Raw genomic sequence first — 25,039 nt, forward strand, 5'->3', positions numbered from 1 at the left:
CTATGGCTGTTCTTGATACCGAGAGAAATCACTTGAGGAAAAAGTTTGAATCACTTACAGGAGATGTGGAACTCATTGTTTTCACGCAGGAGCTTGAATGCATGTTCTGCAAGGAGACGCGCGAGCTAATACTTGGATTAGGAGCTCTATCTCCCAGATTAAAAATTAAAGTTTATGATTTTGTTAAAGATAACGAAGAAGCGAAAAAATACAATATCAAAAGAATTCCAGCAATTGCCATAGTTGGGGAATCGGATTATGGTATAAGGTACTACGGGATTCCTGCTGGTTATGAGTTTCCTGCTCTTGTAGATGATATCCTGGATGTATCAAAGGGCACCACATCCTTACCAGACAATATCAAGAAGAAACTGGCAGAAATAACAAAGCCCGTCCATATACAGGTATTTGTAACACCCACGTGTCCTTTCTGCCCAAAAGCAGCGCGTCTGGCGCATCAATTCGCCATAGAGAACGAGTTCATACGAGCGGATGTTATTGAGATGACCGAATTTCCCTATCTTGCGCAGAGATACAGCGTGATGAGCGCTCCTCTCATCGTGATTAATGAGGACACATCATTCACAGGGGCCCAGCCGCCTGAGGTATTTATTGAGCAGATAACTATGGCACTGCGATCAAGCTTTAACCCCATGTACTCTTAAGCCTTTATGGCTTTGATAATGAATTCATCTGCAAAAAGATTTTTCCACAGCGTGGCCATGCCGTACCACAGGAAATTCAGATCCTCCTTGAAAAGATAGATGCTGGGTGTAACATCAAGCCAGGTAACCCTGTACCCTGCATCATGGGCGATCTTCTTTGCAGAATTAAGGTTATAGAACCGCAGGTGGGTCTTATCAAAAACACCGCTCTCAGCGTATTCAAATCTCCCAGAAAAAATAGTCAACCTTGAATGCCAGTTGACAATATTCGGAACTGAGTATATTAAAAAACCGTCCCGGGATAGATATATGCCAAGATCGGCCAGTATCTTTGAGGGCTCTCTCATGTGTTCAAGGACATTTCCAAGGATTATACTATCAAAAAATCCAGCCTCATAAGGCAGCTTTGATTCTTCGATATCAATATTCAGCACTTCTACGCATTTATTCCTTGCAATGCCTGCCATTGCAGGATCTTTATCCACACAATAGACCTGGCAGTTTTTCTTTAGTGATAAAATGTTAGCAAGTCTTCCCGATCCACAGCCGATCTCAAGCACTTTTGAGCCGCGGGGTATCTGCCTGAATATTTTACAGCGTGAAGTATAAGTATCGATATACATAGCCTATGTTATCTCACCGTCTCTGCTTATTCTCACAGATTTAAAGTGCGGCCCTCTCCAGTAGACCATTTTCCTGATGTTGATCTGGACAATAATATCATTCTCTCCAAGCGGTTTATTCTCTATTACTGACTGGTATTTACTCTTGAACTCCATATAGATATCACGATAAAGCTGAAGCGTTTCCTCAGGAAGGAAATAAATAGGTTCTTTCTCTGTTATAATGGCCGTGCCCTGAACCATTACTCCTTCATTGTTAAATGGATTCAGCGGATCCCTTATATCAACGGTTATACTCACGTTAGGGTTCTCTAATATGTTCTTGATCTTCTTTGATTTATCATTGCTGATAAAGAATATTTTCTGCGATTGCTCATCGTATATGAAAAACACCGGTACAACATGCGGCTGATCTATTCTGTCACTTGTACAGATATACCCGAAATAATTTCCATATAATATATTTAGCATCTCATCAGGGATTCTCATGGTCGATCATACCGGGACACTGATCTGTTTTGCCCCTCTCCAGTATATGATTTTGGTAGGTTTTACTTCAATGAGTATTCTTGCTATAAGCGGAGTTAGCTGCCAGACCCTGGGCAATTGAGAAGTTGAATATTTTCTGGTATACTCAGGGTATTTTCTCATGAAAAGCCTGCGCGCCTGCAGCATCCGGCTAAACAGAAGAGGAATATCCAGCAGTCCATAGATCTTTACTTCACCTGTAAATAGAACAGCTTTGTTCTCATATATGTTGCTCATATCCCGCTTATCGATCAAAAATGCGATTTTATTGTTGTTACGTAATATTTTCAATTTTTTTGCCTCTTTTGAGGTATTAAAAAAGACACTCTGCCCATCAAAGACATAGACTACAGGGGTTGTATGAGGAATCCCTCGAAAGGAGGTTCCTACATAAGCAAAACTGGCTTCTTTTACAAGATTGTATATATCTGGAGGCAGCCAGGGAACCTTTGAGATAATATCGGCTGAAACCACCGATGACAGGATTATAAAAACTGTGAATAAGATTATTATCGCGACAAGAAATTGATCCTGCTGTAATAATGGTATTAGAAGAAGCGAAATTATTCCGAAGAAAACGTTATTAATATCCAGTCTTCGCAAGGATCTCAGTTCGGTGTAGGGCGTATGCTCAAGTTCGGTTCTTTCCTCTGCAATGCTATTAAGCTCAACAGATCTCCATAGAGCAAGAATAGAGGTCCATATCCCGAGTCCCATCCGGTAACATAGATCCCAGATGAGAAGACTGATAAACAGCAATAGTATAGAGCTTGGGTTCTCTCCAAGCCATTCTTCTAATAGATCCGATCCATAATAGAAAAGGTATATCATAAAAAGAATAAAAATAGCAATCCCTGGTATTATTTCATAATGATTCCTGTGAAACAGTATTTCTTTGTATCGCTCAAGTAATCTATTCTCATCTTTACTCAATGGCGCCCTGAATCTTCGAAGAGTTGGCCCAAGTTGCAGGATCAGCAGGCTCCACAGTACTGCGACAAGAACTGCGGTTGAACCATATAACAGGGAGATTGTTTTGAGATTAAATATGAATCCAAGAGTGATACCGAGAATGAGGAGAAAAAATAACTGCAAGAGGATGCTGTACTTGTATGAGAGAAGAGAAAAAGGTGGAATCCTGCCTACGATCTCTTCGTAGATCCACTTCATCTCTTTTTTATCGTTATGCATACGAAGGTCTGATATGGGGCATCAATAATAAATCCCTTCCCAATTATCACAGAAAATCGATAAGGTTATTTATGAACAATATTATTATTAAACCTGGTAAAGGTATGACTAATATTAAATTTATTCCAATAATTTTTATTATCACTCTATCAGCTTTCTTTCTGGGGTGCGTTGAGTCGCCGGATGGTACGCCCACAGCAACACCAAGCCCAACAGCCACAATAGAGCCCACAATTACTCCTACTTATACGCCCACACCAGCGCCGACACCTGAGCCTGTCCCTGAGGCGGCTGTCACGTATATAGTCTGGATAGATAGTGATCGAGGTTTTTACAAAGCAAGAGCAATTGAAGATACTACTTATCTCGAACTGCCGGCTGATTTTAATATCCTTAATTTTACTATAAATGTCGGGGATAAAGTCAGATGGGTAAATGATGATATCTATGATTTTCCGGTTACTGTTGCTAGCAATGAGGATCTCTGGACGAACCGAACAGGATACCTGCGCTGGAGGGAAGATAAATTTGAATATATATTTAATAATACCGGTATCTATACTTTTTATATTCAAGAGTATCCACGCCGCCCACAGCAGAAAATTACTGTCAGATAATAGAATATTGGTTTTAAGATTATAATGAAGAATCATTTAAATTAAATCGTAAACTTTAAGTTTATAAAGTAGGAAGGCCGCTTCCGTGCAAACGGTTTTAGTATTTGATAAATCTCAAATGAGATTGCTGTACCCGTAATAAACAGTAAGACATATAGTTAGGAGGCGGTTATATACACAAGGAAGAATTGATTCAGATTCACACCCTGATGGTGCAGATGAAGAAATTTTTTGAGCAAAGCGGGAAAGGAGAGTTTTCCCAGTACTATTCTCTGCAAATAAGCCCTATACACGTGCACCGTAGCAAAGCTGAACATAAACACGCCATCTTCATACTTGGCAAAGAGATTGCATCAATAATGGCCCATGATGAATTCTCCGGAGCCGGAAGAACATCAGTGCGAATGCAGGAGCTTGCAAGCCGCGCTATGGATGAGATGGTAAAATAAAAACGCGCTTTTTTATTTTTTATTTTTACTTCAAAACATTTCGAAGCATATATTAGGTAATACAGTAAAGAACTGAGCTTGTTTGATGAGCCTGCCTGAAAAGGATGAGTATTTCCAGGTTCATCAAAGCGAGGGATATACAATGGAACTCAATGGAGTAGAGATAGAAGATACGTTTGCGGAAGCTTTTCCAATAAAGATTGCACGTGTATTGATTACAGGGGCGACCAAGAAATGGGCATTAGTAGCTGCCCAGGAGGCAACAGGATTTGGAACGTCTGTTATAATGTGTCCGGCAGAGGCAGGTATAGAAAAAATCGTCAAAAATGAGACGCCTGATGGCAGGCCTGGTGTATATATACAGATATGCACGTTTGGTTTCAAAGCCCTGGAGGAGCAGCTCCTGAAACGCCTCGGTCAGTGCGTCCTGACAGCGCCTACGGCTGCAATGTGGAACGGCCTCCCAAAAGCCGAAAAACAGTTCGATACAGGGTTTAAGCTCAAGTTCTTTGGTGATGGGTTCGAATCAGAGGCAAGTATAGGTGGAAGAAAGGCGTACAGGATACCCATGATGCAGGGCGATTTCATTGCCGAGCACAGTATAGGAGCGCAGGATGGCATAGCAGGCGGGAATTTCTTTATAATGGCGGATAACCAGATGGCTGCACTGGCTGCGGCTGAGAATGCTGTGGATACGATAGCCCAGATCGAGGGAACGATAACTCCTTTTCCCGGCGGCATAGTTGCAAGCGGCTCAAAGGTGGGTTCCATAAATTATGCAAAATTCATGAAGGCGACCACAAACGAGAAATACAGTCCCTCAATTAAGGACAGAATAAAGGATACCAATGTCCCGGCTGATGTGAATGCCATATACGAGATCGTAATTAACGGCCTGAGCACAGAGGCTATAAGCAAATCCATGAGAGCAGGGATAGAGGCTGCTGTGAAAATACCTGGTGTTAAGAAGATAAGCGCAGGGAACTACGGAGGCACGCTGGGTCCATACAAATTTAATCTTAAGGAGCTTTTTTAATGTTTATTGCATTATGCAGTGTATGATCAGGGTCTCGGATCTCACACTGTACCTTAAGTGTCCCAGAACGTGTTATTTTACAAATAGGGGGCATAATCTGATAAAAGATGCCACTCCACAATACCTGGAGCGCATAATATTTAAAGAACTTGCTCTGGTATATGGATCTGCTTTCAATAGAGAGGATAGATTAACTATCCTGAGCGATGACCTTAACCGGATATCAAACGAGATCCGTATCATTTATCGGGCAGAGCTGGCTGGAATAGATGACGATACTCTGGCAGGTTCTGTATCAAATGTCCGCTCCTGCCTTGGGGATATATGTTCTAATCTTCCTTCAAATGATAATTTTTATGCCAGTGAACCAGTTGAGATCGAGCCTCTGCTGCATTCTGAGAAATCTGGATTGGCCGGCAGCCCTGATAAGCTTGTAAAAATAGGCGATATGCTCACTCCCTCGATAATAAAAACAGGCAGCATGCCTGAGAATGGTGTATGGCAGAGCGACAGGCTCCAGCTGACCGCTTACGCCATGCTTGTTGAGGAGAAGTATAACACTGTAGTTGAGCATGGTTTTGTCGAATACGCAAGATGGGGCAAGGTAAGAGAGATCACAATAAAGCGGCACGAGCGCAGGAAAGTCCTGCAGATAAGGGATAAGATAAAAAAGATCCAGAATGGCTCCATGCCTGAGAGACCGGAAGATGCGCCATGTGAGTACTGCGGGTTTAAAGGGATGTGTGAAGTAAAATCTACCCTGGCATCCAGGTTCTTTTAACCTTTAACTAAAATTTCGCCCCTGTCAGGGTTTTTGTTTCAGTTACTCCTTTTAAAGCCCTTATCTTATTAACCACGATATCGCTCAGTGCCTCAAAATCAGGCGCCTGTATTTTGGCAATAAGATCATAATCACCGAACAGCGGATATAGCTCCTGTATCTCATCCCATTTTATCATGGTATCAAAAACCTTCTTCTCAGAGCCGGGTGAAACATTTATTAATACAAAACCAATTGCCATTATTCTACCATATAGATACTAAATAATATAATCTTTTCTAATGAATAAACATTATATTCCAGTCACGGACAAGTATAAATACTGGCAGTTACAGAATTAGAATCGTCTATTTTTAGTCCAGTCATACGAAAAATAGACCTATGGATGGTTGGGAGGCACAGAAAGCAGGTAGAGCAAAAAGATGCGTGGTGAACAAGGGTGGAGGTCCAACTGGGGAGTGGGATAGTGGGAGGACGAATATTTGTTCCTCCTTCGCCTCCAATTAACTATATCAGATATACAGCCCTCCGTTCATATCTATAACCTGGCCTGTTATGTAATCAGCATCCTCTGAGGCAAGATACGCCACTGCCCCTGCAACCTCTGACGGCTTACCAAGCCTTCCAACAGGTATTTTCTCCAGGATTTTTTTCACTACTTCATCAGGAACCGATCTCACCATATCGGTTTCTATAAACCCTGGCGCTATTGCATTTACAGTTATACCCTTTCCAGCGAATTCCTTTGCCAGCGTCTGGGTGAGGCCTATTATTCCTGCCTTTGAAGCTGCATAGTTCGCCTGTCCGAAATTGCCCATTCTCCCGATAACAGAGGATATATTCACGATCCTGCCATACTTCCTCTCAAGCATACCATCTATAACCGCTTTAGTGCAGTGGAAGGTGCCATCCAGGTTCACAGATAGTACTTCTGACCACATCTGTGGAGTCATTTTGATAAAAGATTTATCCCTGGTTATTCCTGCATTATTAACCAGTATATCGATTTTACCAAACTGCCTGATCACCTCATCCCGCATCCTGTACACCTGCTCAATATCACTTACGTTCGCCTGACAGATGAAGGAATGCCTGCCCATAGATCCTATCAGCTTTGATACTTCCTTTGCATGCTCTTTAGTATCCATCTGATCTATCATCTGGGATATTTTAATAATCTCCTCTGTCGTGCCTATCTGGTCTATCAGCTTTGATACCTCCTCAGCATGCTCTTTAGTGTACTGGTAATTAATGGCAACATCTGCGCCCTCCTCTGCCAGTCTTAAAGCAATCGCCCTTCCGATTCCCCTTGAGCCCCCTGTAACCAGGGCGACTTTACCTTCCAAATGTGCTCTCTTCCCCATACTACCTACCTCTTTACTACCACGGCAATACCCATACCCCCGCCAATGCACATGGTTGCAAGGCCGTACGTACCGTCCCTTCTTCTTAACTCATACAGAAGTGTGGCCAGTATCCTTGAACCTGTGGCCCCTATTGGGTGTCCGAGGGCGATAGAGCCGCCGTTAACATTAGCTATATTTACATCCCAGCCCAGTTCCCTATCGACCGCAATTGACTGGGCTGCAAATGCCTCATTCTCCTCTACCAGATCGATATCATCCATGGTTAAACCCGCGCGCTTAAGGGCTACTCTGGTTGCACAAACAGGCCCCATACCCATTATCTCAGGAGGTATGCCACAGTACCCGTAGCCTATGATAGTTGCCATGGGTTCAAGTCCTTTTTCTTTTGCTTTCTGTTCAGACATCAAAAGAACAGCAGCAGATCCATCATTGACACCTGATGAATTGCCAGCAGTTACTGTACCGTTCTTTTTAAATGCTGGTTTCAGTCTTGATAGAATACCTGCAGTCGTGCCGAACCTGGGAAACTCATCTGTATCAAAGACTATCGGTTCGCCCTTTGGCTGTGGAACTGTTACCGGAACAATCTCCTCTTTGAACTTACCTGCCTTGATCGCAGCTTCTGCTTTACTCTGGCTTTTTGCAGAGAATTCATCCTGCTCTTCCCTGGAAATGCTGTACCTCTCTGCTATATTCTCTGCCGTTATTCCCATATGGACATTCTTGAAGATATCCCATAACCCATCGTATACCATCGTGTCTGTAACTTCATCATTCCCCATCCTTATTCCCCAGCGGGCTTTCTTGAGCGCATACACTGATGTTGACATGGACTCTACCCCGCCAGCAAGGACAATATCCTGATCACCAAGCATTATGGACTGGGCACCAAGGACAACAGATTTCAAACCAGAGCCGCATACTTTGTTCACAGCATAGGCAGGTACCTTATCCGGGATCCCTGCCCAGATCGAGGATTGTCTTGCTACATTCATGCCCTGGCCGCCTGCGATCACATTCCCCATGATGACTTCATCCACTTCACCAGGATCAAGGTCTACCCGTTTCAGGGCATCCTTCAATACCACTGAACCGAGCTGTCCAGCCGGCATGTCTTTAAGAGTTCCTCCAAATTTTCCTACTGCGGTTCTTGTTGCAGATACAATAACTACTTTATTCATTTTATTCCCACCTACTTTAACATATCAGATATAATGTCCAGCACAATGACCGTTGCATTATATGACCAGTCCACCATCCACGCCGAGCACTGCCCCATTGACAAACCCCGCCTCATCCGAGGCAAGATACAGGTATGCATACGCAACATCAATAGGTTCTCCCAGCCTGCGGAGGGGTGTTTTTTCAATCGTCATTTTAATAAATTTTTCAGGCACCTTTCCGGTCATAGGAGTCTCTACAAATCCAGGGGCTACTGCATTGGTCCTTATGCCTTTCCTTCCAAGTTCTTTTGCCAGGGTCTTTGTCAGTCCAATCAACCCGGCCTTGGCTGAGGTATAATTTACCTGCCCGATATTGCCATATATTCCTGTAATAGAGGACGCATTGATAATTACGCCACTCCCCTGATTGATCATGATATCAACTACTGCCTGGATGCAATTGAAAGCCCCTTTAAGATCTACATTGATAACGCTGTCCCACTGCTTCTCAGTCATTTTTGTGACCAGAGCATCCTGGTTAATACCTGCATTATTTATCAGAATATCAATTCTCCCGAATCTATTGATAACCTCATTAACAAATCTCCTCAGGTCTTCTCTACTTGTGACATCCCCTCTAACACAGATTGCCCTTCCTCCACTCTCATTTATTTCATTGCAAACTTTTTCTATCGTCTCCAGTGTCCTTCCAATTGTAGCTATACTCGCTCCTTCCCTGGCGAACAGCAGTGCAGTCTCTTTGCCAATACCGCTTCCTGCCCCTGTAATGATTGCAACTTTGTCTTTAAGTCTTATCCTGTTCTCCCCCTTGATTTTCCCCTTGCTCTTTTACCTTTCTCCTGTGCTCCTTCAGGAAGAGATCTGGGTTTTAGCCACTCTGCGATCCTGGGAACGACCTCTTTTTGGGATCTGGAGCCAACAAAGATACCTATGTGTCCGGTCGGGAAGACAAGCGTCTCTTTGTCCTCACTCGATACAGCATCAGCCAGCGGTAGACTTGCCTCATTTGGAACCAGATGATCGGTTTCGGCCATGACATTAAGCAGTGGCATGGTTATCTTTCTCAGATCGATCCTCTTCCCATCGAGCATCATCTCGTTCTTGATGAGGAGGTTCTTCTGATATAGATCCTTCATGAACTGCCTGTATGCTTCTCCTGCCTGTCCAGGGCTATCGAATATCCATTTCTCCATTCTAAGAAAATTCTTGATGATCTCTTCATTCCTGCGCTGACATTCTTTATCATCAGTTTTGCATTCAAGTCGCTCAAACATGCCTACATATTTGTCAATCAGAAGCCTGAACGGGTCTGTTAACAGGAACCCTATGTTCAACAGGTCCCCCGGCACTATGCCATAGAAATCCACGACCCTGTCCACATCAAGTGCTTTTGCCCAGATATGAAGAAGTCCTTTATCGGTATCAAAGTTTATAGGTGTCACTAAAGTGACCAGGTTCTTCACCTTTTCAGGATGCAGTGTGGCGTACATAACAGAAATTGTCCCTCCCTGGCATACGCCAAAGAGCGTAACCTTATCAGATCCTGACAGTTCTCTGATCTTGTCCACGGCATTGTTTACGTAGCCCTCCACATAATCGTTAAGCGTGAGGTATCGATCAGAGCCTGATGGGTATCCCCAGTCAATAATATAGACATCAAGACCCTCATCAAGCAGCTTCCTTACAACGCTTTTCTCAGGCTGCAGGTCAAGGATATAGTAGCGGTTCACACATGCATATATTATGAATACCGGAACTGGAGATGTTCTCTCTACCGTGGGGATATAATGCATAAGTTTCATCTTATCTTCTGTGTAGACTACCTCATGAGGCGTTGTTGCCACGGTGATCTCCTCGGGATGCTCCAGCAATATCTCCATTCCTTTTACGAATCTTCTGGTATCTTCTATTAAGTCAGTTGCGTACGTGTACGCAGGTGTTACAGGTGCAGGCGCAGGTGTGCTCATTTCCCTCCCCCCCCGGTTCTCCTGATTAAATCATCCACTGCTCTCCTGAGGGATTGCAGCTCCTGGTTTATACTATCGATATCAGCCTTTGTAGGAAGATCCCTTGTACTCTCTGAGAGCTTTTTGACCTGGCTGGCTAAATCCTTCTCTGTCTTCTTAAGAGAATACACTTCATAATTTATATCATCGATCTCACTTTTTGTAGGGATAAAGTTCAATGGCTTAAGATAATTCTCCTCAAGCATTTCCCGATTATTTTTCATGAATTCCATGTAATACGATATGAACGTTCCCATATCTGAAGAGAAATGACTTGTTTTAAAGAATTCTTTGAACGTTTCACTGTATGTTTCAATCCAGATACTATAAAAATCTTTATATTGATCGGGAATGATCTCTCCCTTCGCCCCTACCAGCATCTTCTCACCCATCCTGCGCATGGCCTCCATGAACACATTCTGGAAATTGATGACAGATTCCATCCATGCTGAATAGAGGTTAACAGAGACAGAGGCATTCTTCGCCAGTTTTTCGATTCTCTCACGTGCAGGCCCCACGGCAGGTATCTCAAGTAACCTGCCAGTAGTAGCTTCGTATGTCTTTAACCACAGATCAAAAACTTCATGTGTGTATTCAAAGCTTGATCTATCATCCATATCTAGACCCGGCTTGCTGGACTGGGGGGTGGCCTCATCCACATGTTTGCCATGGTGGCAAACGTATCTGCATATATCCTGGCTGAATTCTTTACAGGCTCCATCATCTGTCTCATCGGACCCATCATGGGCATATTCTTGAAGAAATCATCAAAAGCCCTCTCGTACATCTTCGTCCATGTACTGTAGAATTCTCGAACCGCCTCTGGATCAGCGGTGCGCCTTGATAGATCCATAGTCCTCTCTGACATCTTCTCAAGTGCAGTCATCCAGGATTTATACATGTTCAGATAGATATCTGTACTCTGCAAGAAATTATCAAGCATCTCCCTTGAGGGTCTCATGGCCTGAACATTAAATAACCCGCTGTAGGTCTCCCTGTACATATCCATCCATTGATTATAAAATTCCCTGTAGGCCTCAGGGCTTGCGCCTCCTCTTGAGATCTCTGTCATTCGCCCGGTAAGCCTCATCATGGAATCAACCATCGGCCAGTATATATTTCTATAAGTATCTCTCCAGAGTTTTGATACCTGCGCGAAATTTCTTAAGTAGATATTCGGCATGCCTGTGTAACTCTCAAATATCTCCCTTGTACTTTCCCTGGCTGGCATTGCAAGGAAATCATCGAGTATTTTTCCATATGACCTGGTCCACGTCTCGTAGGACATCCTGTATTTCTCAGGATCAGGCTCACCCATGAGCATCTCCTGGGTCTTTTTGGTGTTCTCCTCAAGCTCGTTAGCCCATGATCTGAAGAGGTTACCCAGATCCTCTGCACTGGCCACGAATCTCTCAAGCGCCTCTCTATCGGGTACCCTGGTCGGGATCGGATATAATCTACCAAAGGTATTCTGGTACATCCTCATCCATTCATCATAAAATTCCCTGTACCCCTCAGGTTTAGTCTCTTTTGGGAGTTCAGCAGCCTTCTCAATCAGTTCCCCTGTAGATTCAATCCACGGTTTATACAGATTTACATATGTATCCTCCCACATTTTTGCAACAGTTGTATAGCTATCAGCCCATACATCAAAAATACCTTTTCTCACTTCGCCTGTTTTCATCATACTAACTAACTCCTCCTATTTTAGAGACGTTCTTTATTTAATATAAAGATATTTGATTGGTGTAAATTTATAATCTAATGGTTTATTATAAATTTACACATTAATTTGCAATTATATGTTCCTGACAATACTTGCAAACCCACATCTCTACACTTAAAATGTCATTCTCTGATATAAGACTTTTTTTGCTTTATTAATCATTATATATATGAAGCCATGGTAGCGGCGGTAGCCCGCCGCCACTCTCTTTTACGGAATCGTCTTGCTGCGGCAGGGTCGATACTTGCCCCAGCTTTTTTACAGTAAATATATTTATATAAATTCAAGGCGAATTATGATGCCACGGCTAAATGGTAGTATTTCTCACTGTGATGTAGTCGTATGCCGTATCGTATCCTCTATTGCCAAGAGCACCCGAAGCCAGAGTGACCATATATATTCCTTCCTCAGGTAATGTTACTTCTGCCTCATATATCCCGCTTCCTATGTATTTTGAGGAAAACCGTTTTGTCCAGGTTCCTTTACCTGTCGACGGTTTGATAATAATGAATATCAGGTCTGTCAGGTTCTCTTCTGGCAGCCCTGTTCTTCTATCTGCTATGCGATATTGCAGGACTGAGGTGCTTCCTGGTATGAATGTCCTGTTGAATAGTGCTGTAGTCTTAAGCCCTGTCATCTGGTCAGGCAGAACATCTATTCTGAATGTGGCATTAATTCTCTGGGTTCTAAATACTATATCATAGGCGCCATCTCTATCGAGTTTGATGTACTGCTGGTATGTACCAGGTACTGTCTCATGTATTTTATTCTCGACTATGGCTGCAGTATCTGAACCATAATCTACGGCCGCTGATGTCATGACCATTGGCTGGCCGTACATCTTATGCATGAAGTATATTCTGTTATCTCCCGGGCTTGTTATCACTGCCTCATCACCGTAGGGATTGGTTATAATGCTGTGCTTTTTTCCATAAAAAGGAGGCTGACCTCCAACAAGCTCATTATTAGATATCTCAGGGTCGATCATGCTGATGTAGGTCACATCGTTGCTGTAGGTGTTGCGTATCAGAGCGTATTCCTCCATAAATACAACAGAGTCTGGTGCTTCTCCTGTTTTCACGGTCTTGATAAGGCTGCCCGTTTCAGCATCGATTATGTAGGCTGAGTCTTCGTATCTGTTGAGCACCACCCCGCGGCGCCCATCAGGCGAGAACCTGATAGTCTCTATACCAGGGCTCAGCTGAATAAGTTTTTTGATATTATGGGTTTTTGGGTCTATCACAGTGACTGTACCTGAGTGCCTGTTTGTGACATAAACCTCATTACTTGCATTTGAGTAGTCGATCCCGTAGGGTTCCCCATCCACTCTTGTGTACCCTGTCTTTGTGAGATCGTTGAGCCTGATCACCGAAACTGTATCACTCTGGTTATTTGTTACATAGGCGTTCTCCTGAGAGAAGGCTATCTCATGGTAGCCCTTTCCTGTTGCGATTGTTTTTACCAGGGTGTTATTTTCGGTATCGATTATACTGACACTGCTTCCGCCCTCGTTGCTTACCCATAGGTACCTGCTCCGTGGCTGGAGGAACATCAGGCCAGGCATGGCGTCCACGTCGATATATTTTATCACCTCGTGGCTTATGGTGTTGACTACCGCTACCTGATTCTCGTTGGGTACCGTTGCATAGAGGAAATCCCCGTATCTTCCTGCCACCATATCCCCTATCTTCTGTCCGGGTGAGCCCCTGAGCGCTATGAGCTTTGAGGTCATGAGCCCCATGTTCTGTATCGGCCGGGGCCTTGAGTCGTGGCTACCGAAGGTATCAAGCACCTCTATTGTGCCCCGCTCACTGTTAAGGACAAAGAGCTGGAGCTTTGCCAGATTCAGCTCTCTGTCACAATCATCTAAGTGTCTGTGCTCGCTATCATCATCTTCACCTGGTACATAGAAGCTGATCTCAGGTGTGAGGCCTGAGATGGGTTCCCCTGTCTTATTGTTTTTGAGCCGGAATATAAGCAGCGCTTCTTTTCCTGCCGAAAGGTTGTTCTGATGGTTCTCTTCCAGTGCGCTGTTATTATTATCAAGTACCCGGGTTGTGAACTCGATTGCTATCCCATCCCGGGACTCTTCCCCGCTGATGATGAATATCAGCGCAGAGATGGCGGTGAGAATGCTAATTGAGATGATAATGGCTATTTTTATGCGCTGCTTATATTCAACCATGTTCTTCACCATTTACCAGCCAAAAAGTTTTAAGTGCAGCCTGATCGGGCCGCACTCATGCACACGGCTATGGCGTCACGCGCAGGATGCCCCACTGTCCTCCATCAAATGCGAATGAGGCCTGGTTCCTGTAGAGGTAGTCACCCGTGACATTGAAAGCGCCTCCCGCCCCATTCTTCAGGACGATATCGAAGTGATCAGACGGCCCATGGCCTTCCTGGGCCCCTATCCACTGTGAAAGCGGATTGTCTCCGATCTTCGTGGAGTTATTTGTGTAGGGCTCGCGCTCCCAGATATGGCCGTGTACCTGGAAGACATGGTTGCGTGCATGTCCGCCCGGCTCAAGTATGCGGAATCTGACCTGGGTTCCAGCCCTGGCCGTGAACACAGGGGTTACAGGATCGCCGCCAACCTGCGCATTTGAGAGCGCATTGCTAAAGTCAAAGGTGCGTGTGAATTCCAGATCGGCATCCGGCGCAAAACCCATGCGCTTCCATATCGGCTCGGTGCGGTAGTTGAGTGCTTTCTGGCCTGAGTCTTCAGGGTCTTCCTCCTCTGCCAGATTCGGGACAGCATCTCCGGCAGCGAACATACGGCTAATAGTCTTGCTGAAAGGCAGTGTCACGTCCGATCCGAAGCGCAGGTTCACATCGTCCTGGAAGAGCAGGACAAACTCGCGGAAACCCGTGCCGTCGGGCAGTGTAACGGTTGCAGACGCGCGGGAGTCTGCATCTTCAGTCCAGTTCGAGCCCTGTGGCTCTATGATCAGAGCCCCGATAGCGCCCTTGCTGCTGTGCTTGATCGGATCTGATGAGATCAGGTTGGTTGCGCCGAACTCCACGGGTGTGGCGACGCGGGTGCCGTCAGGATTCACTGTGATCTTGCCTGCATACCATCGATACTTGGCAACACCTCCGGGTCCAACGGTCTGAACATCATTGAAGCCCGCGTTGGCGCCGTCACTCGATGTTATATCATACTCGAGCAGTTGCGGGTGCAGTCCCACCTGGTTAGAAGGAGCAACCTGATTGGCATTGAAGTTCTCCACGATCATGGGCAGGGTGCTGAAGCCTGCCAGGTCAGGAAGTGTTTCCGGCAGATTATTGGTCAGCGTAACATCAATGCAGTCTCCTGCATTTGCACGCAGGATAAGCGGCTCGACGGGCACGCCAGGCTTCAGTTTTCCTGTCTTCTTATCAATGTCTCTCGTATTGATGTACAGGATAGCAGTGGGATCGTTGAGAGCCCCCCCGTTCTCTGTACGGTTGTTGTACACAAGCGTGCCCCCGGGCAGGACCTGCTGTGCTGTAACTGCTGTGATGCTTAATTTCCTGCTGGGTGCGTTCCTCGGACAAACGCCACTGAAGTCTCTTGGATTTCTATTCGGAGGCGCCTTGCCGCCGGGATTACTGGGCAGGGTCAGCAGATCTGGTTGCAGACCAGTGCCGCCGTTGTATGCGCGCATAATTCCCCACAGGCCGTTCCACAGGTCATCCGATGCTGAACCCGTCTGGTACATGTAGTCTGCAAAGGGAGTGTTGCCTTTCACGGCTGAAAGCGGGGGCACCACGAATTCGAAGTGATCGTCAATCCCCATCGCCTGCGAGTTGCGGTAACCTGAATTTGGATCTGATGGTTCCTGCAGCCACCTGATTCCATGTATATTGGTGTTGTGTCCCTCCTCGTGGGCACCAACCTGTATACGGATCTGGACACTGTCATTCTCGTATGCACGTAAAATCGGCGTGAACGGGTCGCCAGGTTGCACTCCTGCGGTCAGCGGCGGGTACGGGGTATCCCCGAACTGCGTGTTGAGCTGGGGTATGGCTCTGTCTGTTCTTGACTGGAAGGCAAACGACAGATCCCCGGCAGGGCCGGAAGCCTGCGTACTGGTTGCTGCATTAAGCACGCGCAGCGCCACAGGCTCATTCCGGTAGTTCACGGTCATCGTGCCGATATCATCAGCAGATATGGCCTCCGGACAGGGCAGAGGAACACCGCCAGGGCATTTATCTGGCCTGGCAAGCAGGAAGGGCAAACCGACTTCCTCTCTTGCAGGCGGGTTGATCACATTTTCCGGGTCAGGTATGGGGTTGCCATTCTCATCTAAACCGCCGCCAGCCTTATATGCAGGCTGGAAGTCGGCGAACTGGAACGCGAACTCACGGTAGCTGTTTTTCTTGTCCTTTGTAAGAATATCAGCCCTCCAGCTTGTAGGCCCTCCGTCGAAGCGCGTGCCGAGGATCTCACCCGTCTCAGAGTTGCGCCATGTGGATTTTTCAGGTTCTACCAGAAGGCTTGCGTAGAGCCCTGTCTGCTGGGCAGTGGAGGGACTGAAGTGGTCGTGCGAGAAAGCGGTGCGCAGCGTCCTGTCCTCCCCTCTGTTATTCAGGACATTATCTGCATACCAGCGCTGGATAGTTGTCTGGGCTCCGAGTGCGCTTAGTCCTCCGATACTTTCACCAAAGAAGGGATGCGGCCTTGGCTCCAGATCCTCTCTATTTGGCCCTCCTTGAACAGGTATCCAGCTTCCACCGGCTGCCTTGATGGCATCGATACGCTCAATCACTTCACCCGGGCTGAAGGTGCCATCTTCGTAATTCCACCCATTGGCTGATCCATCAGATGAAGTGACATCGAACTTCACCAGGTGGATGTGCTGTCCGATAATGTCTGTGGGCGTCCTCACCTGGTAATCGTCCAGTTCGTATTCTTTGGGAACAAGGTTGGTGTGGTTGAAGTTGATGCAGTCGTTGGTGTTGGCTCGGAAAAAGAACGGCTCAGGCGGCCTTGTCCCGTTCAATGTAGCGTTAACATCACCCCACAGCGTGATGATGCGGGACTGCGGAAAGTGCCAGCCCACCTTGTTCATTACGAGGTCAAGCTGGATGACCGCTGCCGAATAGTTGCGGGGAGCGCCAGCGGCCTTTCCATAGTCATCAACACATGGGTCTGCATATGGCGCGCCCGGCACAGGCGGCCGGCCGTTGGTGAAGAAATAGGCCGGGGTACCATCAGTCCTGAAGCTTTGATGTGTACGATTGGAGTGGTACGCCATGGCAGCCAGCTCAGCCGGCGTTCCCTCTTCAGGGAGAGCTATTGCTGTGGCTTTGCGAAGTTCCTTGCTGAAGTCCAGCCGGTTCTGGACTGAATCAGCCTCGCCGCTAACGATTATATGGCGCGGCAGCCCGCCGTCATCCAGGGTATCGAGCGGAGGCTTTGGCGGGCGGTGGCCGGCCAGGCCTGGAATGAAGAACGGATAGCCCGGATTTCCGATCTCACCCTTGTCAGGCAGGGGGGTTATATTGATCTGTCCATTGATAATCTGCACCTGTGCTCCAGGCATGGGCGCCATGGGCCTGCCAGGGATTGGCACAGTCGCAGGAATAGGGGTGCCGTTTTTTATCTCAGCATCGGGATAAGCGCGTGAACCCGGCGTGGGATTCCCATCTTCATCAAGAGCAGTCCCGGATTCAAACACATCCTGAATGCGCCAGAGTGCCCACATTCCCTGTGCAAAATGCGGATAGAAGTGGCAATGGAAAATGGCATCTCCAACCTGCTTGTTACGGTTGCCAGCGCCGTTGTATGCGATCTCGTACGTGTATCCGCTTCCCGGACCTACCATCTGTCCATCCAGGTAGGTTGAGTTATCGCTGTCAGGTGTAAAGAGCCACTGCTGGGCATGGAGGTGGAAGAGGTGATGCTCTTTCGGTCCTGCATGCAGGTTCCTTATTTTAACATGGTCGCCGATATAGCTTGGAAATACATTGGATGGGTCATCAGGGTAAAGAGTCCTGGTTGCCTTTGGTCCCGGGATCAGTTTTCCTGATTTATCCACCGCATTGGCAGGAATATCCACTACCATTGCAGGGTCACCCACAGCCCATGAGGTGAGGAAGAACTCCTCGTACTTGCATTCAACACAATCAAACATAGGCCCGACGCCAAGGCGGTTGGCGAGAATCTCAGCACCTGCACCGCCTGCGCCGTAATTGATTGCAAATCCATCCCTGACACCGTGTAACGTATGCTCCAATACAGGGTCCTGGAACTGCGGGAATGCCTGAAGCGCGAAGATCTCATCATGGAATATCACCGTGAATTCACGGAAGGGCTCATTCCGGCTTCGCTTCTCATCAGATTTTAAAGGCACATTCACAGGATTGGGTAGATAAGTCCCTTTGGGGAAATTATCCCTGTTCGGTCCTGTGATGATGGCATTGATATCCGAGTGCACGATCTCCTCGATTCCGCCCACGTCTCTTGTCATCCTGATAATAGGCAGCCCGGCTTTCCCTTCGCTTTTAAAAGGTTCGGTGTTCGGGTACACTGAATCATAATTTATAATCGGTTGTCCGTCAGGTGTTGTCCCGGTTGTTGCAAGCTGCAGTTCAGCCGCTGTCAATTGACTGCGGTACCACTCAGCTCCCCTGGGCTCGACATTGATGGCCCCAAAGAGTCCGAACGCCAGTGAACCGCCATCTCCCTCCCCGCCAGTTGTTGCACCTGTGCTGTAGAGCAGGTATGTATTCTCACGCTCTGCAAAGATGGTGTATTTTGCATTACCGCCGGGAGCAACAAGGCTGTCAGGATTGGTGCCGACGTTTGAGCCATCATCACTTATATTATTCACAAGCTGCATCCCCAGAACATGGATTGAGGCATTTCGGGTGGCTGGCTGGTCACCGATCGGGTCCGGGGCAAGAAGATTTGTGAAATTGATCTCCAGACAATCGCCCACGTTCATTCGCAGCACGATGGGGCGCGGGCGTTTATCAGGGCGTAGTGAAACAGCACCGGGTACTGCAGCGCCACCATCTGTCAGGGGCACGCCGCTGGCATCCACCACGTCCCGCCTGAGAGCATAGATCATCCCTGCAGGATTCCATGCTCCAAGACGGTTGTAGAAAAACGGCTGGTCTAAAGCAACAACATCCGCGGTAATCGTTCGCTCACACTGTGCTAAAGCCCCTGCCCCGGAAATAGAAAGAGGCAGCATTGATATCACAATAATAGAAAACGATAAAAATCTTGCAAATTTTTTTATTCTAGTTTCTGCAGGTAATCTACCTGCCGTCTTTTCCCCCTCATTTGATTTAGAGATTACATTCTCCGTTTTCATACTCCCATCCTCTTTAAACATATTTTTATTTATATACTGATATTAAAATAGGGCTTAGCCTGGAAAAGAACTGAAGCAATATCTTTCTTTTTATCCAACCTGTCCAGCCCCATTTTTATACTACGGATATCGAACCTATCCAGCGTTTTGCCAGATTGTGGGCTCCATATCCTGATTAACTTAGAGGCTCCAAATATACATTTTTAATGGTATTTAAGATTTTAAGCCGATGAAAATGTTTTAATGCCTTTGAAATATTGCAAAGCGCCTGGAATATACTGGATTCAGATTCTGCTAAATTCTCCTGGAGCGCCTCTCATAGTAACTGAATAAATCCTCCCCCCATCTGATTGCAGATATATCAAAGCTCAGGATATTCTGGTGGAAATCGTATGTACCATCCTTTAGAAAGAGCCTCATCGAGAGGAAAAAGTCAGTCACAGCAAAGGTAACATCAATTCTTTCATCACAGACCATTATGCTGACATTATCATGACATAAGCCTATTTCCAGTTCTTCACTGTATTCCTCCTCTATCTTCTCCAGCAATTCTCTTGTTACTATGATAGAAACAGGTATGCCTCTCTGCGCCAGATCAATAACGTATTCAGGGTATCCTGGATACAGCACAGAGGATACTCCTTTCATCCATCTTGCATTCAGGAGGTTCTTCATGTATTCCCTGTGGGGTTTCAGGATATCTATTGGTGTACTCTTTAGTATCTCATATTTCCCAAGCTCATGAAGCCTCATATGAAACTCCTCCGGGATTCCTGAGATCTTATGCTCGCTCCAGAATTTCCAATCTTCCCCCAGGATTCTCATGATCTCTTTAAACTGATAGAAATATTCAGCCAGTATTTTTCCAATCTCTGTCAGGGCATACTCCCTGTTTTTCTGGTAAATCAGTTTCTTCTCTTCCATTTTGCGAATCTGAGGGATAATACCTGAAGATGTAACCAGAAGAGATTCCCTGATCTCACCCAGTGTCTTCGGACCCTCACGCAGCAGGAGGAGTAGATTCTTCCTTTTCTCGGAAAGAACCAGGAGGTTAAGCAAAACCCCGTTATCTTCGGTCTTCTCTGGAACAGATATTCCACCACTCATTTGTCCTCCCCATTCCCCTATTGGTCTGTGATATATACATATCCACTATCTATCAAACTACTGATTAGCCAGTTAACTATATCAAACTTTTGATTTCAACCGGATCATCCGGCACAACAATAGCTATTATTTTTTAACAACGATAAATTTATATTATATAATGTTATTTACTTAGTTAGACTGAGAGTACAGGTGGTATAATAATTAGATATAGAGTTTGCAGAGGGCGTGCCCTCAGAATTGCAGCTATGGCCATGATTATAATTTTGGTCAGCGCACAGACAGTATATGCGATTACAGCGATCCAGAATACAGCCCCATCGGCTTCCAGGTATGATCCAAACAGCAGCAGCTTAACCCTGGCTGCCGGTCAGGCCAGGACATTTATTGTGAAGGGAACAGACCCTGATGGAAATTTAAGAGGGACTGAGTGGTACCTGAGTGGAAAACATCAGTCCAGTCGTTTTGCCCTCTCTGGTCCAGGTGGTACGGATAGCTGGAGCTACACTTTCAATACCTCGGGTATGTATGCAATCGAAGCACTGGTTTTTGATACTCAAAATGCATACAGTTCTCCTGCATTGTGGACTGTACAGGTCGATTCAGCCTCAATAGCTTCCTTTAATCCACCCACTGGCACAAAGTATCCCGGGAATACCTTATCCTCATCGGTTACTGTTAAAAACACAGGGAGAAACACGAGATCCTACTGGGTTGGTCTCAGCTATAGGAAACCTGATGGGACGCTGTATAATATCCCGGCCAAACAGACGAATACTCTATCCCCGAACAGCCAGCAGACATTAAACTTCAGCTGGAATCTACCTCCCGATGCCCCATACGGCAGTTATAATGCAATAACCAGTATATGGAATGGCTATAACTCTAATACAAGCCTGATGAAATCACCTAAATATGGATCCAAAAATATTAAGGATGCTTTTACTGTGGTATCCGGTAACCCCAAACAGATGCGTGCCCTCTTTATATGGGGTGCAGCAAGTACAGTACTGGATAGATCGCAAGAAGCCGATTCACTGATTCAATATTCAAAGGAGCATGGTATCAATACGCTGTTCTTCTACACAGATATTTCAAGACTCTCTAACAGCCCCTCACAGTTTAAGAGCTTCATTGCCAGGGCTCACAGCAACAACATATCCGTTCATGCGCTAAACGGTGAGCCTGCATGGACAACCGACCATCAAACCGCTACTAACTATGTCAAAGCCGTAATAAACTACAACAAGAACTCAAGAACCAATGAGAGATTTGATGGTGTCTGTCTGGATGTTGAGTCATACGTCTTAAAATCATGGGAAAAAGATTCTAATGGGGATAGCCTGCCACTGGCTAAGAGTTCTGTCAATAGCAACCTGGCAGCCCAGTATCTAAAGCTACTTTCAGGCATAAAAAACACTATCTCATCAAGCGGAACGGCTGTAACATTCGGTGTGGATATACCCTTCTGGTTCGATGGCAACGGATTTGAGCTCACTTACAATAAGAGTAATAGATTGCTCAGTTCCCATGTTCAGGATATTACAGATATTACTACGATAATGGATTACACAGATAATTATAACAATGCAATCGCCTGGGCGAGATATGAAATAGATTACGCCACCAGAATCAACAAATCCGCTGTGATAGCATTTGAGACACAGAAACTGGATAATCCTGGTTCTACTTTCTATGAGGAAGGGGCGGCAGCTCTGGAGAATGCTATTAAGCAAGTTAATAGTTCTTTTTCATCAAAACAAGGCTTCAGGGGGGTTGCGATACACAGCTACGAGAGTTATAAATATGAATAACCTTGCCAACAAACAAAAGTCTGTGCAGTATTAAATATCATTAGCCACAATAAAATAAATGAGGTGTGTGTATGGAATGCTTGGAAGCCATTAGAGAGAGACGATCTATCAGAAGATTTAAAGATAGCGCTGTTGGAAAAGATGTAATCGAAGAGCTATTGAATGCTGCGCAGATGGCACCATCGGCAGGCAACCTTCAGGCCAGGGATTTTATTGTTATTTCAGATAGAATAATTAAACGAAAATTAACAGAAGCAGCATTAAACCAGCCCTTCATTGAAGAGGCCCCAATCGTGATTGTAGGCGTTGCGAATATCGAGCGCTCGGCGCGTAAATACAGGTCGCGGGGAGAACTCTATGCAATACAGGATATCACAGCGGCATTAATGAACCTGCTTCTTGCCGCACATTCAAGAGGGCTTGCCACATGCTGGGTCGGGGCCTTTGATGGGTATGCTGTGAGTGAGCTGCTCCGCCTTCCTGATAAAGCCAGGCCGGTAGCGATTATACCTTTAGGATATGCCGATGAGAAGCCCACAGCGCCGCCCAGGATGGGATTAGATAAAGTTGTCCACTGGGAGGCATGGTGATAAAAAATCCTGTTGGGACAACTCAAAACAAGTTCTCAGATCGTTATCAGACAAATACTTATTTATTATTTGCGAACGTTCTTTTGTAGGGATTACCATTTCAATAGATCGGGTTGGTGTGTAGATTATGTCGCAGAGAACATCTAATAGTAAACTGTATATGCTCTTATTTATCCTTTCGATAGCTGTGCTGGTAATAGCCGCAGAATCCTATGTTTTTGCTGCGGCCGGTGGGGTAGATGCAAATCCTGCTGAGCAGAATTCTGAACAGAAGTGGCTTTCTGTATCTGGGTCAGCATCTGTGCCTGTAGTACCTGATACGGCATCTATAAGTCTTGGTGTTATTACCCAGGCAACGACAGCTAAAGAAGCCTCAGAAAAAAATGCTGCCTCGATGAATGCTGTTATAAGTGCACTCAAAGATCTGGGCCTTCAGGACAGGGATATTCAAACATCCCTCCTATCTATCCAGCCTGTATACAGCACGGAGGAAGGCGATATACCAACAATAATCGGTTACTCGGCTTCCAATAGCGTACAGGTGACTACTAAAATGCTTGATAAGCTAAGCGATATCATAGATAGGTCTGTAGCCGCAGGTGCTAATCAGGTTAGCGGCATATCCTTCATTGTATCAGAAGAGATGCAGAAGCAAGTTCGGGATGGACTGATAACAGATGCGGTAGAGGATGCTGAAGATAAGGCTAATAAACTTGCTGAGAGCCTGAAGGTCAGGATAGTAGGTGTGAAAACATCGTCGATTAGTGAGGGTGATCTCCTGCAGCCATTTATCTCAGCGCCAGTAGCTCTAGAAAGAATCGCCACACCCATTCTGCCTGGCGAGTCCAGGATTACACTATCCGTGCAGGTGACATATATAATCGAGGATGAATAAGGTATTTGATTATATAGTGTAATCTTTTACGCATGGCAGGTGATGAAACAACTTTCAGGCTGGTCTTTTCAGTTTTAATCCTGCTGCTATCCATAATCAGAGCCTACTATTTCCTGAAAGTAAGGAGTACAGGAAGGAAAGTCTTCTGGGACAGGGAATCAATAAGATTGGAGGGCAGGATAACGGCATTATCGATACAGTTTGCAGGATTTGTATTTTTTGTGATCTTTGTACTCTACGCAGTTTTTCCAGATTGGATCTCAGGCTTTGCACTCGCTCTTCCTGACTGGCTTCGCTGGCTGGGAGCACTGCTGAGCTTTTTATCCCTGCTTTTGTTTGCATGGACACATCAGGCGCTTGGAGCATCCTGGGCTCTTCATATCCAGCCCGGGAATCAGGGCAGGCTTGTTACCACCGGCCCTTACAGCAGGGTGAGGCACCCTATGTATTCTGCAATTTTTTTATTTCTTATCGGTATTTCACTTGTTTCTTCCAATCTTCTGATAGTGCTTCTGTGCGCAGCATCTATCATATTGATATATCTGAGGATAAAAAGAGAGGAAGAGCTGCTGATAATGCAGTTTGGCGGGGAATATACTGAATATATGAAGCGCACAGGTAAGCTTCTACCGAAATTTTAGGTTCTACAGTTGTTGAGATTTTTGCTCAGATATAGAAATACCTGCTAACTCAGCAGCTTTTGCCAGCGATAGACCGCCCTTTTTAAGCTTTTGAATTAGCGGACGGTCTCAGTTGTGTGGGAAAGCTTATTATGATAGAATATCAATATCATGCCGGGGAGGTTAGAAGATAATGCTGTTTATGGATATATGGACCTGGGAACCAGATAAAAGAGACGAGGTTATAAAGAGGGCAACCGGGTTAAAAAGTCCTGAGGGGATGAAAGTACTTGGCGAATGGCTTGATCTAACAGGAAACCGTATTTTCCTTCTCTATGAGGTGGATGACCCCAGAGTTATCCTGGAAGCCAGCTATATATGGACTGATATCGCTAAGGTTGATTCTGTCCCTGTAATGGATGCTAAAATAGCAATGGAACTCATGCCGAAGGTATAAAAATAGGTATTTACTCAGGTTTTTTTAGATCCGTTTAGCTCCTAATATTTTGCCTCATTACTAAGTTTTAATT

At 45.6% G+C, this 25,039-nt stretch carries 23 protein-coding genes; 10 read left to right on the forward strand and 13 right to left on the reverse strand.

Annotated features, from left to right (window positions below; translation table 11 throughout):
- The first annotated feature begins 2 nt into the window (after window positions 1-2).
- Window positions 3-665, forward strand: a complete 663-nt coding sequence (gene pdo / locus ANME2D_RS03045; RefSeq protein ID WP_048089057.1) for a protein disulfide oxidoreductase — start codon at window positions 3-5, stop codon at window positions 663-665.
- On the opposite strand, the gene ANME2D_RS03050 is transcribed toward pdo, so the two are convergent.
- Genes ANME2D_RS03050 through ANME2D_RS03060 form a run of 3 tightly spaced genes read right to left on the reverse strand, consistent with a single transcriptional unit; the run spans window position 662 to window position 3,007 of the window.
- Window positions 662-1,288 carry a class I SAM-dependent methyltransferase gene (locus tag ANME2D_RS03050; RefSeq protein WP_048089058.1) on the reverse strand — a complete coding sequence of 209 codons (627 nt, stop codon included), beginning with the start codon at window positions 1,286-1,288 and terminating at the stop codon, window positions 662-664. The two genes, pdo and ANME2D_RS03050, sit on opposite strands and share 4 nt — an antisense overlap.
- Window positions 1,289-1,291: 3 nt before the next feature.
- Complete coding sequence (locus ANME2D_RS16690; protein WP_052368532.1) at window positions 1,292-1,777, reverse strand: pyridoxamine 5'-phosphate oxidase family protein; 486 nt, start codon at window positions 1,775-1,777, stop codon at window positions 1,292-1,294.
- A 6-nt stretch (window positions 1,778-1,783) separates the two neighbouring features.
- Window positions 1,784-3,007 carry a pyridoxamine 5'-phosphate oxidase family protein gene (locus ANME2D_RS03060; RefSeq protein WP_048089059.1) on the reverse strand — a complete coding sequence of 408 codons (1,224 nt, stop codon included), beginning with the start codon at window positions 3,005-3,007 and terminating at the stop codon, window positions 1,784-1,786.
- A gap of 104 nt (window positions 3,008-3,111) precedes the next feature.
- On the opposite strand from ANME2D_RS03060, the gene ANME2D_RS03065 reads away from it, so the two are divergent.
- The 4 genes from ANME2D_RS03065 to cas4 all read left to right on the forward strand — a co-directional run bounded on the left by ANME2D_RS03065 (window position 3,112) and on the right by cas4 (window position 5,890).
- Entirely contained in the window at window positions 3,112-3,624 is a 513-nt protein-coding gene (locus ANME2D_RS03065; RefSeq protein ID WP_157833924.1) for a cupredoxin domain-containing protein, read from the forward strand.
- A 188-nt stretch (window positions 3,625-3,812) separates the two neighbouring features.
- On the forward strand, window positions 3,813-4,073 hold the full coding sequence (locus ANME2D_RS03070) for a UPF0058 family protein (RefSeq protein ID WP_320408795.1): 261 nt from the start codon (window positions 3,813-3,815) through the stop codon (window positions 4,071-4,073).
- Between the two features lie 142 nt (window positions 4,074-4,215).
- Complete coding sequence (gene fhcD, locus ANME2D_RS03075; RefSeq protein ID WP_048089270.1) at window positions 4,216-5,109, forward strand: formylmethanofuran--tetrahydromethanopterin N-formyltransferase; 894 nt, start codon at window positions 4,216-4,218, stop codon at window positions 5,107-5,109.
- Window positions 5,110-5,122: 13 nt separating this feature from the next.
- Window positions 5,123-5,890, forward strand: a complete 768-nt coding sequence (gene cas4, locus ANME2D_RS16695; RefSeq protein ID WP_081810096.1) for a CRISPR-associated protein Cas4 — start codon at window positions 5,123-5,125, stop codon at window positions 5,888-5,890.
- A 7-nt stretch (window positions 5,891-5,897) separates the two neighbouring features.
- Here the strand turns inward: cas4 and ANME2D_RS03085 are convergent, their stop codons facing one another.
- The 10 genes from ANME2D_RS03085 to ANME2D_RS03130 all read right to left on the reverse strand — a co-directional run bounded on the left by ANME2D_RS03085 (window position 5,898) and on the right by ANME2D_RS03130 (window position 20,590).
- Window positions 5,898-6,131: an Lrp/AsnC ligand binding domain-containing protein gene (locus ANME2D_RS03085; RefSeq protein ID WP_048089062.1), complete on the reverse strand. Its 234-nt coding sequence runs from the start codon at window positions 6,129-6,131 to the stop codon at window positions 5,898-5,900.
- A 271-nt stretch (window positions 6,132-6,402) separates the two neighbouring features.
- On the reverse strand, window positions 6,403-7,254 hold the full coding sequence (locus ANME2D_RS03090) for a beta-ketoacyl-ACP reductase (protein WP_048089063.1): 852 nt from the start codon (window positions 7,252-7,254) through the stop codon (window positions 6,403-6,405).
- A gap of 5 nt (window positions 7,255-7,259) precedes the next feature.
- Window positions 7,260-8,438 carry an acetyl-CoA C-acetyltransferase gene (locus tag ANME2D_RS03095; RefSeq protein WP_048089064.1) on the reverse strand — a complete coding sequence of 393 codons (1,179 nt, stop codon included), beginning with the start codon at window positions 8,436-8,438 and terminating at the stop codon, window positions 7,260-7,262.
- Between the two features lie 57 nt (window positions 8,439-8,495).
- Window positions 8,496-9,254, reverse strand: a complete 759-nt coding sequence (locus ANME2D_RS03100) for a 3-oxoacyl-ACP reductase FabG (RefSeq protein WP_198527346.1) — start codon at window positions 9,252-9,254, stop codon at window positions 8,496-8,498.
- Window positions 9,233-10,408 (reverse strand): class III poly(R)-hydroxyalkanoic acid synthase subunit PhaC, encoded by a 1,176-nt coding sequence (gene phaC, locus ANME2D_RS03105; protein ID WP_081810097.1) that lies wholly within the window; start codon window positions 10,406-10,408, stop codon window positions 9,233-9,235. Before phaC ends, ANME2D_RS03100 begins: the two co-directional genes overlap by 22 nt.
- Entirely contained in the window at window positions 10,405-11,106 is a 702-nt protein-coding gene (locus tag ANME2D_RS03110) for a poly(R)-hydroxyalkanoic acid synthase subunit PhaE (protein ID WP_157833925.1), read from the reverse strand. Before ANME2D_RS03110 ends, phaC begins: the two co-directional genes overlap by 4 nt.
- On the reverse strand, window positions 11,067-12,134 hold the full coding sequence (locus tag ANME2D_RS03115) for a hypothetical protein (protein WP_048089067.1): 1,068 nt from the start codon (window positions 12,132-12,134) through the stop codon (window positions 11,067-11,069). The genes ANME2D_RS03110 and ANME2D_RS03115 overlap by 40 nt, the downstream gene beginning before the upstream one ends.
- A 346-nt stretch (window positions 12,135-12,480) precedes the next feature.
- On the reverse strand, window positions 12,481-14,358 hold the full coding sequence (locus tag ANME2D_RS03120; RefSeq protein WP_157833926.1) for a YncE family protein: 1,878 nt from the start codon (window positions 14,356-14,358) through the stop codon (window positions 12,481-12,483).
- Window positions 14,359-14,425: 67 nt separating this feature from the next.
- Window positions 14,426-19,483, reverse strand: a complete 5,058-nt coding sequence (locus ANME2D_RS03125) for a cupredoxin domain-containing protein (RefSeq protein ID WP_241763295.1) — start codon at window positions 19,481-19,483, stop codon at window positions 14,426-14,428.
- A gap of 294 nt (window positions 19,484-19,777) precedes the next feature.
- Entirely contained in the window at window positions 19,778-20,590 is an 813-nt protein-coding gene (locus ANME2D_RS03130; RefSeq protein WP_048089069.1) for a helix-turn-helix transcriptional regulator, read from the reverse strand.
- A gap of 254 nt (window positions 20,591-20,844) precedes the next feature.
- Between ANME2D_RS03130 and ANME2D_RS03135 the strand changes: the two genes are divergently transcribed.
- The 5 genes from ANME2D_RS03135 (at window position 20,845) to ANME2D_RS03155 (ending at window position 24,966) form a co-directional block, all read left to right on the forward strand.
- Window positions 20,845-22,404: a COG1470 family protein gene (locus ANME2D_RS03135; protein WP_157833927.1), complete on the forward strand. Its 1,560-nt coding sequence runs from the start codon at window positions 20,845-20,847 to the stop codon at window positions 22,402-22,404.
- Between the two features lie 71 nt (window positions 22,405-22,475).
- Window positions 22,476-22,994 (forward strand): nitroreductase family protein, encoded by a 519-nt coding sequence (locus ANME2D_RS03140; RefSeq protein WP_048089071.1) that lies wholly within the window; start codon window positions 22,476-22,478, stop codon window positions 22,992-22,994.
- A 127-nt stretch (window positions 22,995-23,121) separates the two neighbouring features.
- Complete coding sequence (locus ANME2D_RS03145) at window positions 23,122-23,889, forward strand: SIMPL domain-containing protein (RefSeq protein WP_048089072.1); 768 nt, start codon at window positions 23,122-23,124, stop codon at window positions 23,887-23,889.
- Window positions 23,890-23,921: 32 nt separating this feature from the next.
- Entirely contained in the window at window positions 23,922-24,530 is a 609-nt protein-coding gene (locus ANME2D_RS03150) for a methyltransferase family protein (RefSeq protein WP_048089073.1), read from the forward strand.
- Window positions 24,531-24,702: 172 nt separating this feature from the next.
- On the forward strand, window positions 24,703-24,966 hold the full coding sequence (locus tag ANME2D_RS03155; RefSeq protein WP_048089074.1) for a DUF3303 domain-containing protein: 264 nt from the start codon (window positions 24,703-24,705) through the stop codon (window positions 24,964-24,966).
- Window positions 24,967-25,039: the final 73 nt, after the last annotated feature.

It is taken from the genome of Candidatus Methanoperedens nitratireducens (assembly GCF_000685155.1).
GTDB lineage: Archaea > Halobacteriota > Methanosarcinia > Methanosarcinales > Methanoperedenaceae > Methanoperedens > Methanoperedens nitratireducens.

Bases quoted from the DNA above. Each gene is read 5' to 3' on its own strand.
- pdo (WP_048089057.1), top strand. From the start codon at position 3: ATGGCTGTTCTTGATACCGAGAGAAATCACTTGAGGAAAAAGTTTGAA.
- ANME2D_RS03050 (WP_048089058.1), bottom strand. From the start codon at position 1,288: ATGTATATCGATACTTATACTTCACGCTGTAAAATATTCAGGCAGATA.
- ANME2D_RS16690 (WP_052368532.1), bottom strand. From the start codon at position 1,777: ATGAGAATCCCTGATGAGATGCTAAATATATTATATGGAAATTATTTC.
- ANME2D_RS03060 (WP_048089059.1), bottom strand. From the start codon at position 3,007: ATGCATAACGATAAAAAAGAGATGAAGTGGATCTACGAAGAGATCGTA.
- ANME2D_RS03065 (WP_157833924.1), top strand. From the start codon at position 3,112: ATGACTAATATTAAATTTATTCCAATAATTTTTATTATCACTCTATCA.
- fhcD (WP_048089270.1), top strand. From the start codon at position 4,216: ATGGAACTCAATGGAGTAGAGATAGAAGATACGTTTGCGGAAGCTTTT.
- cas4 (WP_081810096.1), top strand. From the start codon at position 5,123: ATGCAGTGTATGATCAGGGTCTCGGATCTCACACTGTACCTTAAGTGT.
- ANME2D_RS03085 (WP_048089062.1), bottom strand. From the start codon at position 6,131: ATGGCAATTGGTTTTGTATTAATAAATGTTTCACCCGGCTCTGAGAAG.
- ANME2D_RS03090 (WP_048089063.1), bottom strand. From the start codon at position 7,254: ATGGGGAAGAGAGCACATTTGGAAGGTAAAGTCGCCCTGGTTACAGGG.
- ANME2D_RS03095 (WP_048089064.1), bottom strand. From the start codon at position 8,438: ATGAATAAAGTAGTTATTGTATCTGCAACAAGAACCGCAGTAGGAAAA.
- phaC (WP_081810097.1), bottom strand. From the start codon at position 10,408: ATGAGCACACCTGCGCCTGCACCTGTAACACCTGCGTACACGTACGCA.
- ANME2D_RS03115 (WP_048089067.1), bottom strand. From the start codon at position 12,134: ATGATGAAAACAGGCGAAGTGAGAAAAGGTATTTTTGATGTATGGGCT.
- ANME2D_RS03120 (WP_157833926.1), bottom strand. From the start codon at position 14,358: ATGGTTGAATATAAGCAGCGCATAAAAATAGCCATTATCATCTCAATT.
- ANME2D_RS03125 (WP_241763295.1), bottom strand. From the start codon at position 19,483: ATGAAAACGGAGAATGTAATCTCTAAATCAAATGAGGGGGAAAAGACG.
- ANME2D_RS03130 (WP_048089069.1), bottom strand. From the start codon at position 20,590: ATGAGTGGTGGAATATCTGTTCCAGAGAAGACCGAAGATAACGGGGTT.
- ANME2D_RS03135 (WP_157833927.1), top strand. From the start codon at position 20,845: ATGATTATAATTTTGGTCAGCGCACAGACAGTATATGCGATTACAGCG.
- ANME2D_RS03140 (WP_048089071.1), top strand. From the start codon at position 22,476: ATGGAATGCTTGGAAGCCATTAGAGAGAGACGATCTATCAGAAGATTT.
- ANME2D_RS03145 (WP_048089072.1), top strand. From the start codon at position 23,122: ATGTCGCAGAGAACATCTAATAGTAAACTGTATATGCTCTTATTTATC.
- ANME2D_RS03150 (WP_048089073.1), top strand. From the start codon at position 23,922: ATGGCAGGTGATGAAACAACTTTCAGGCTGGTCTTTTCAGTTTTAATC.
- ANME2D_RS03155 (WP_048089074.1), top strand. From the start codon at position 24,703: ATGCTGTTTATGGATATATGGACCTGGGAACCAGATAAAAGAGACGAG.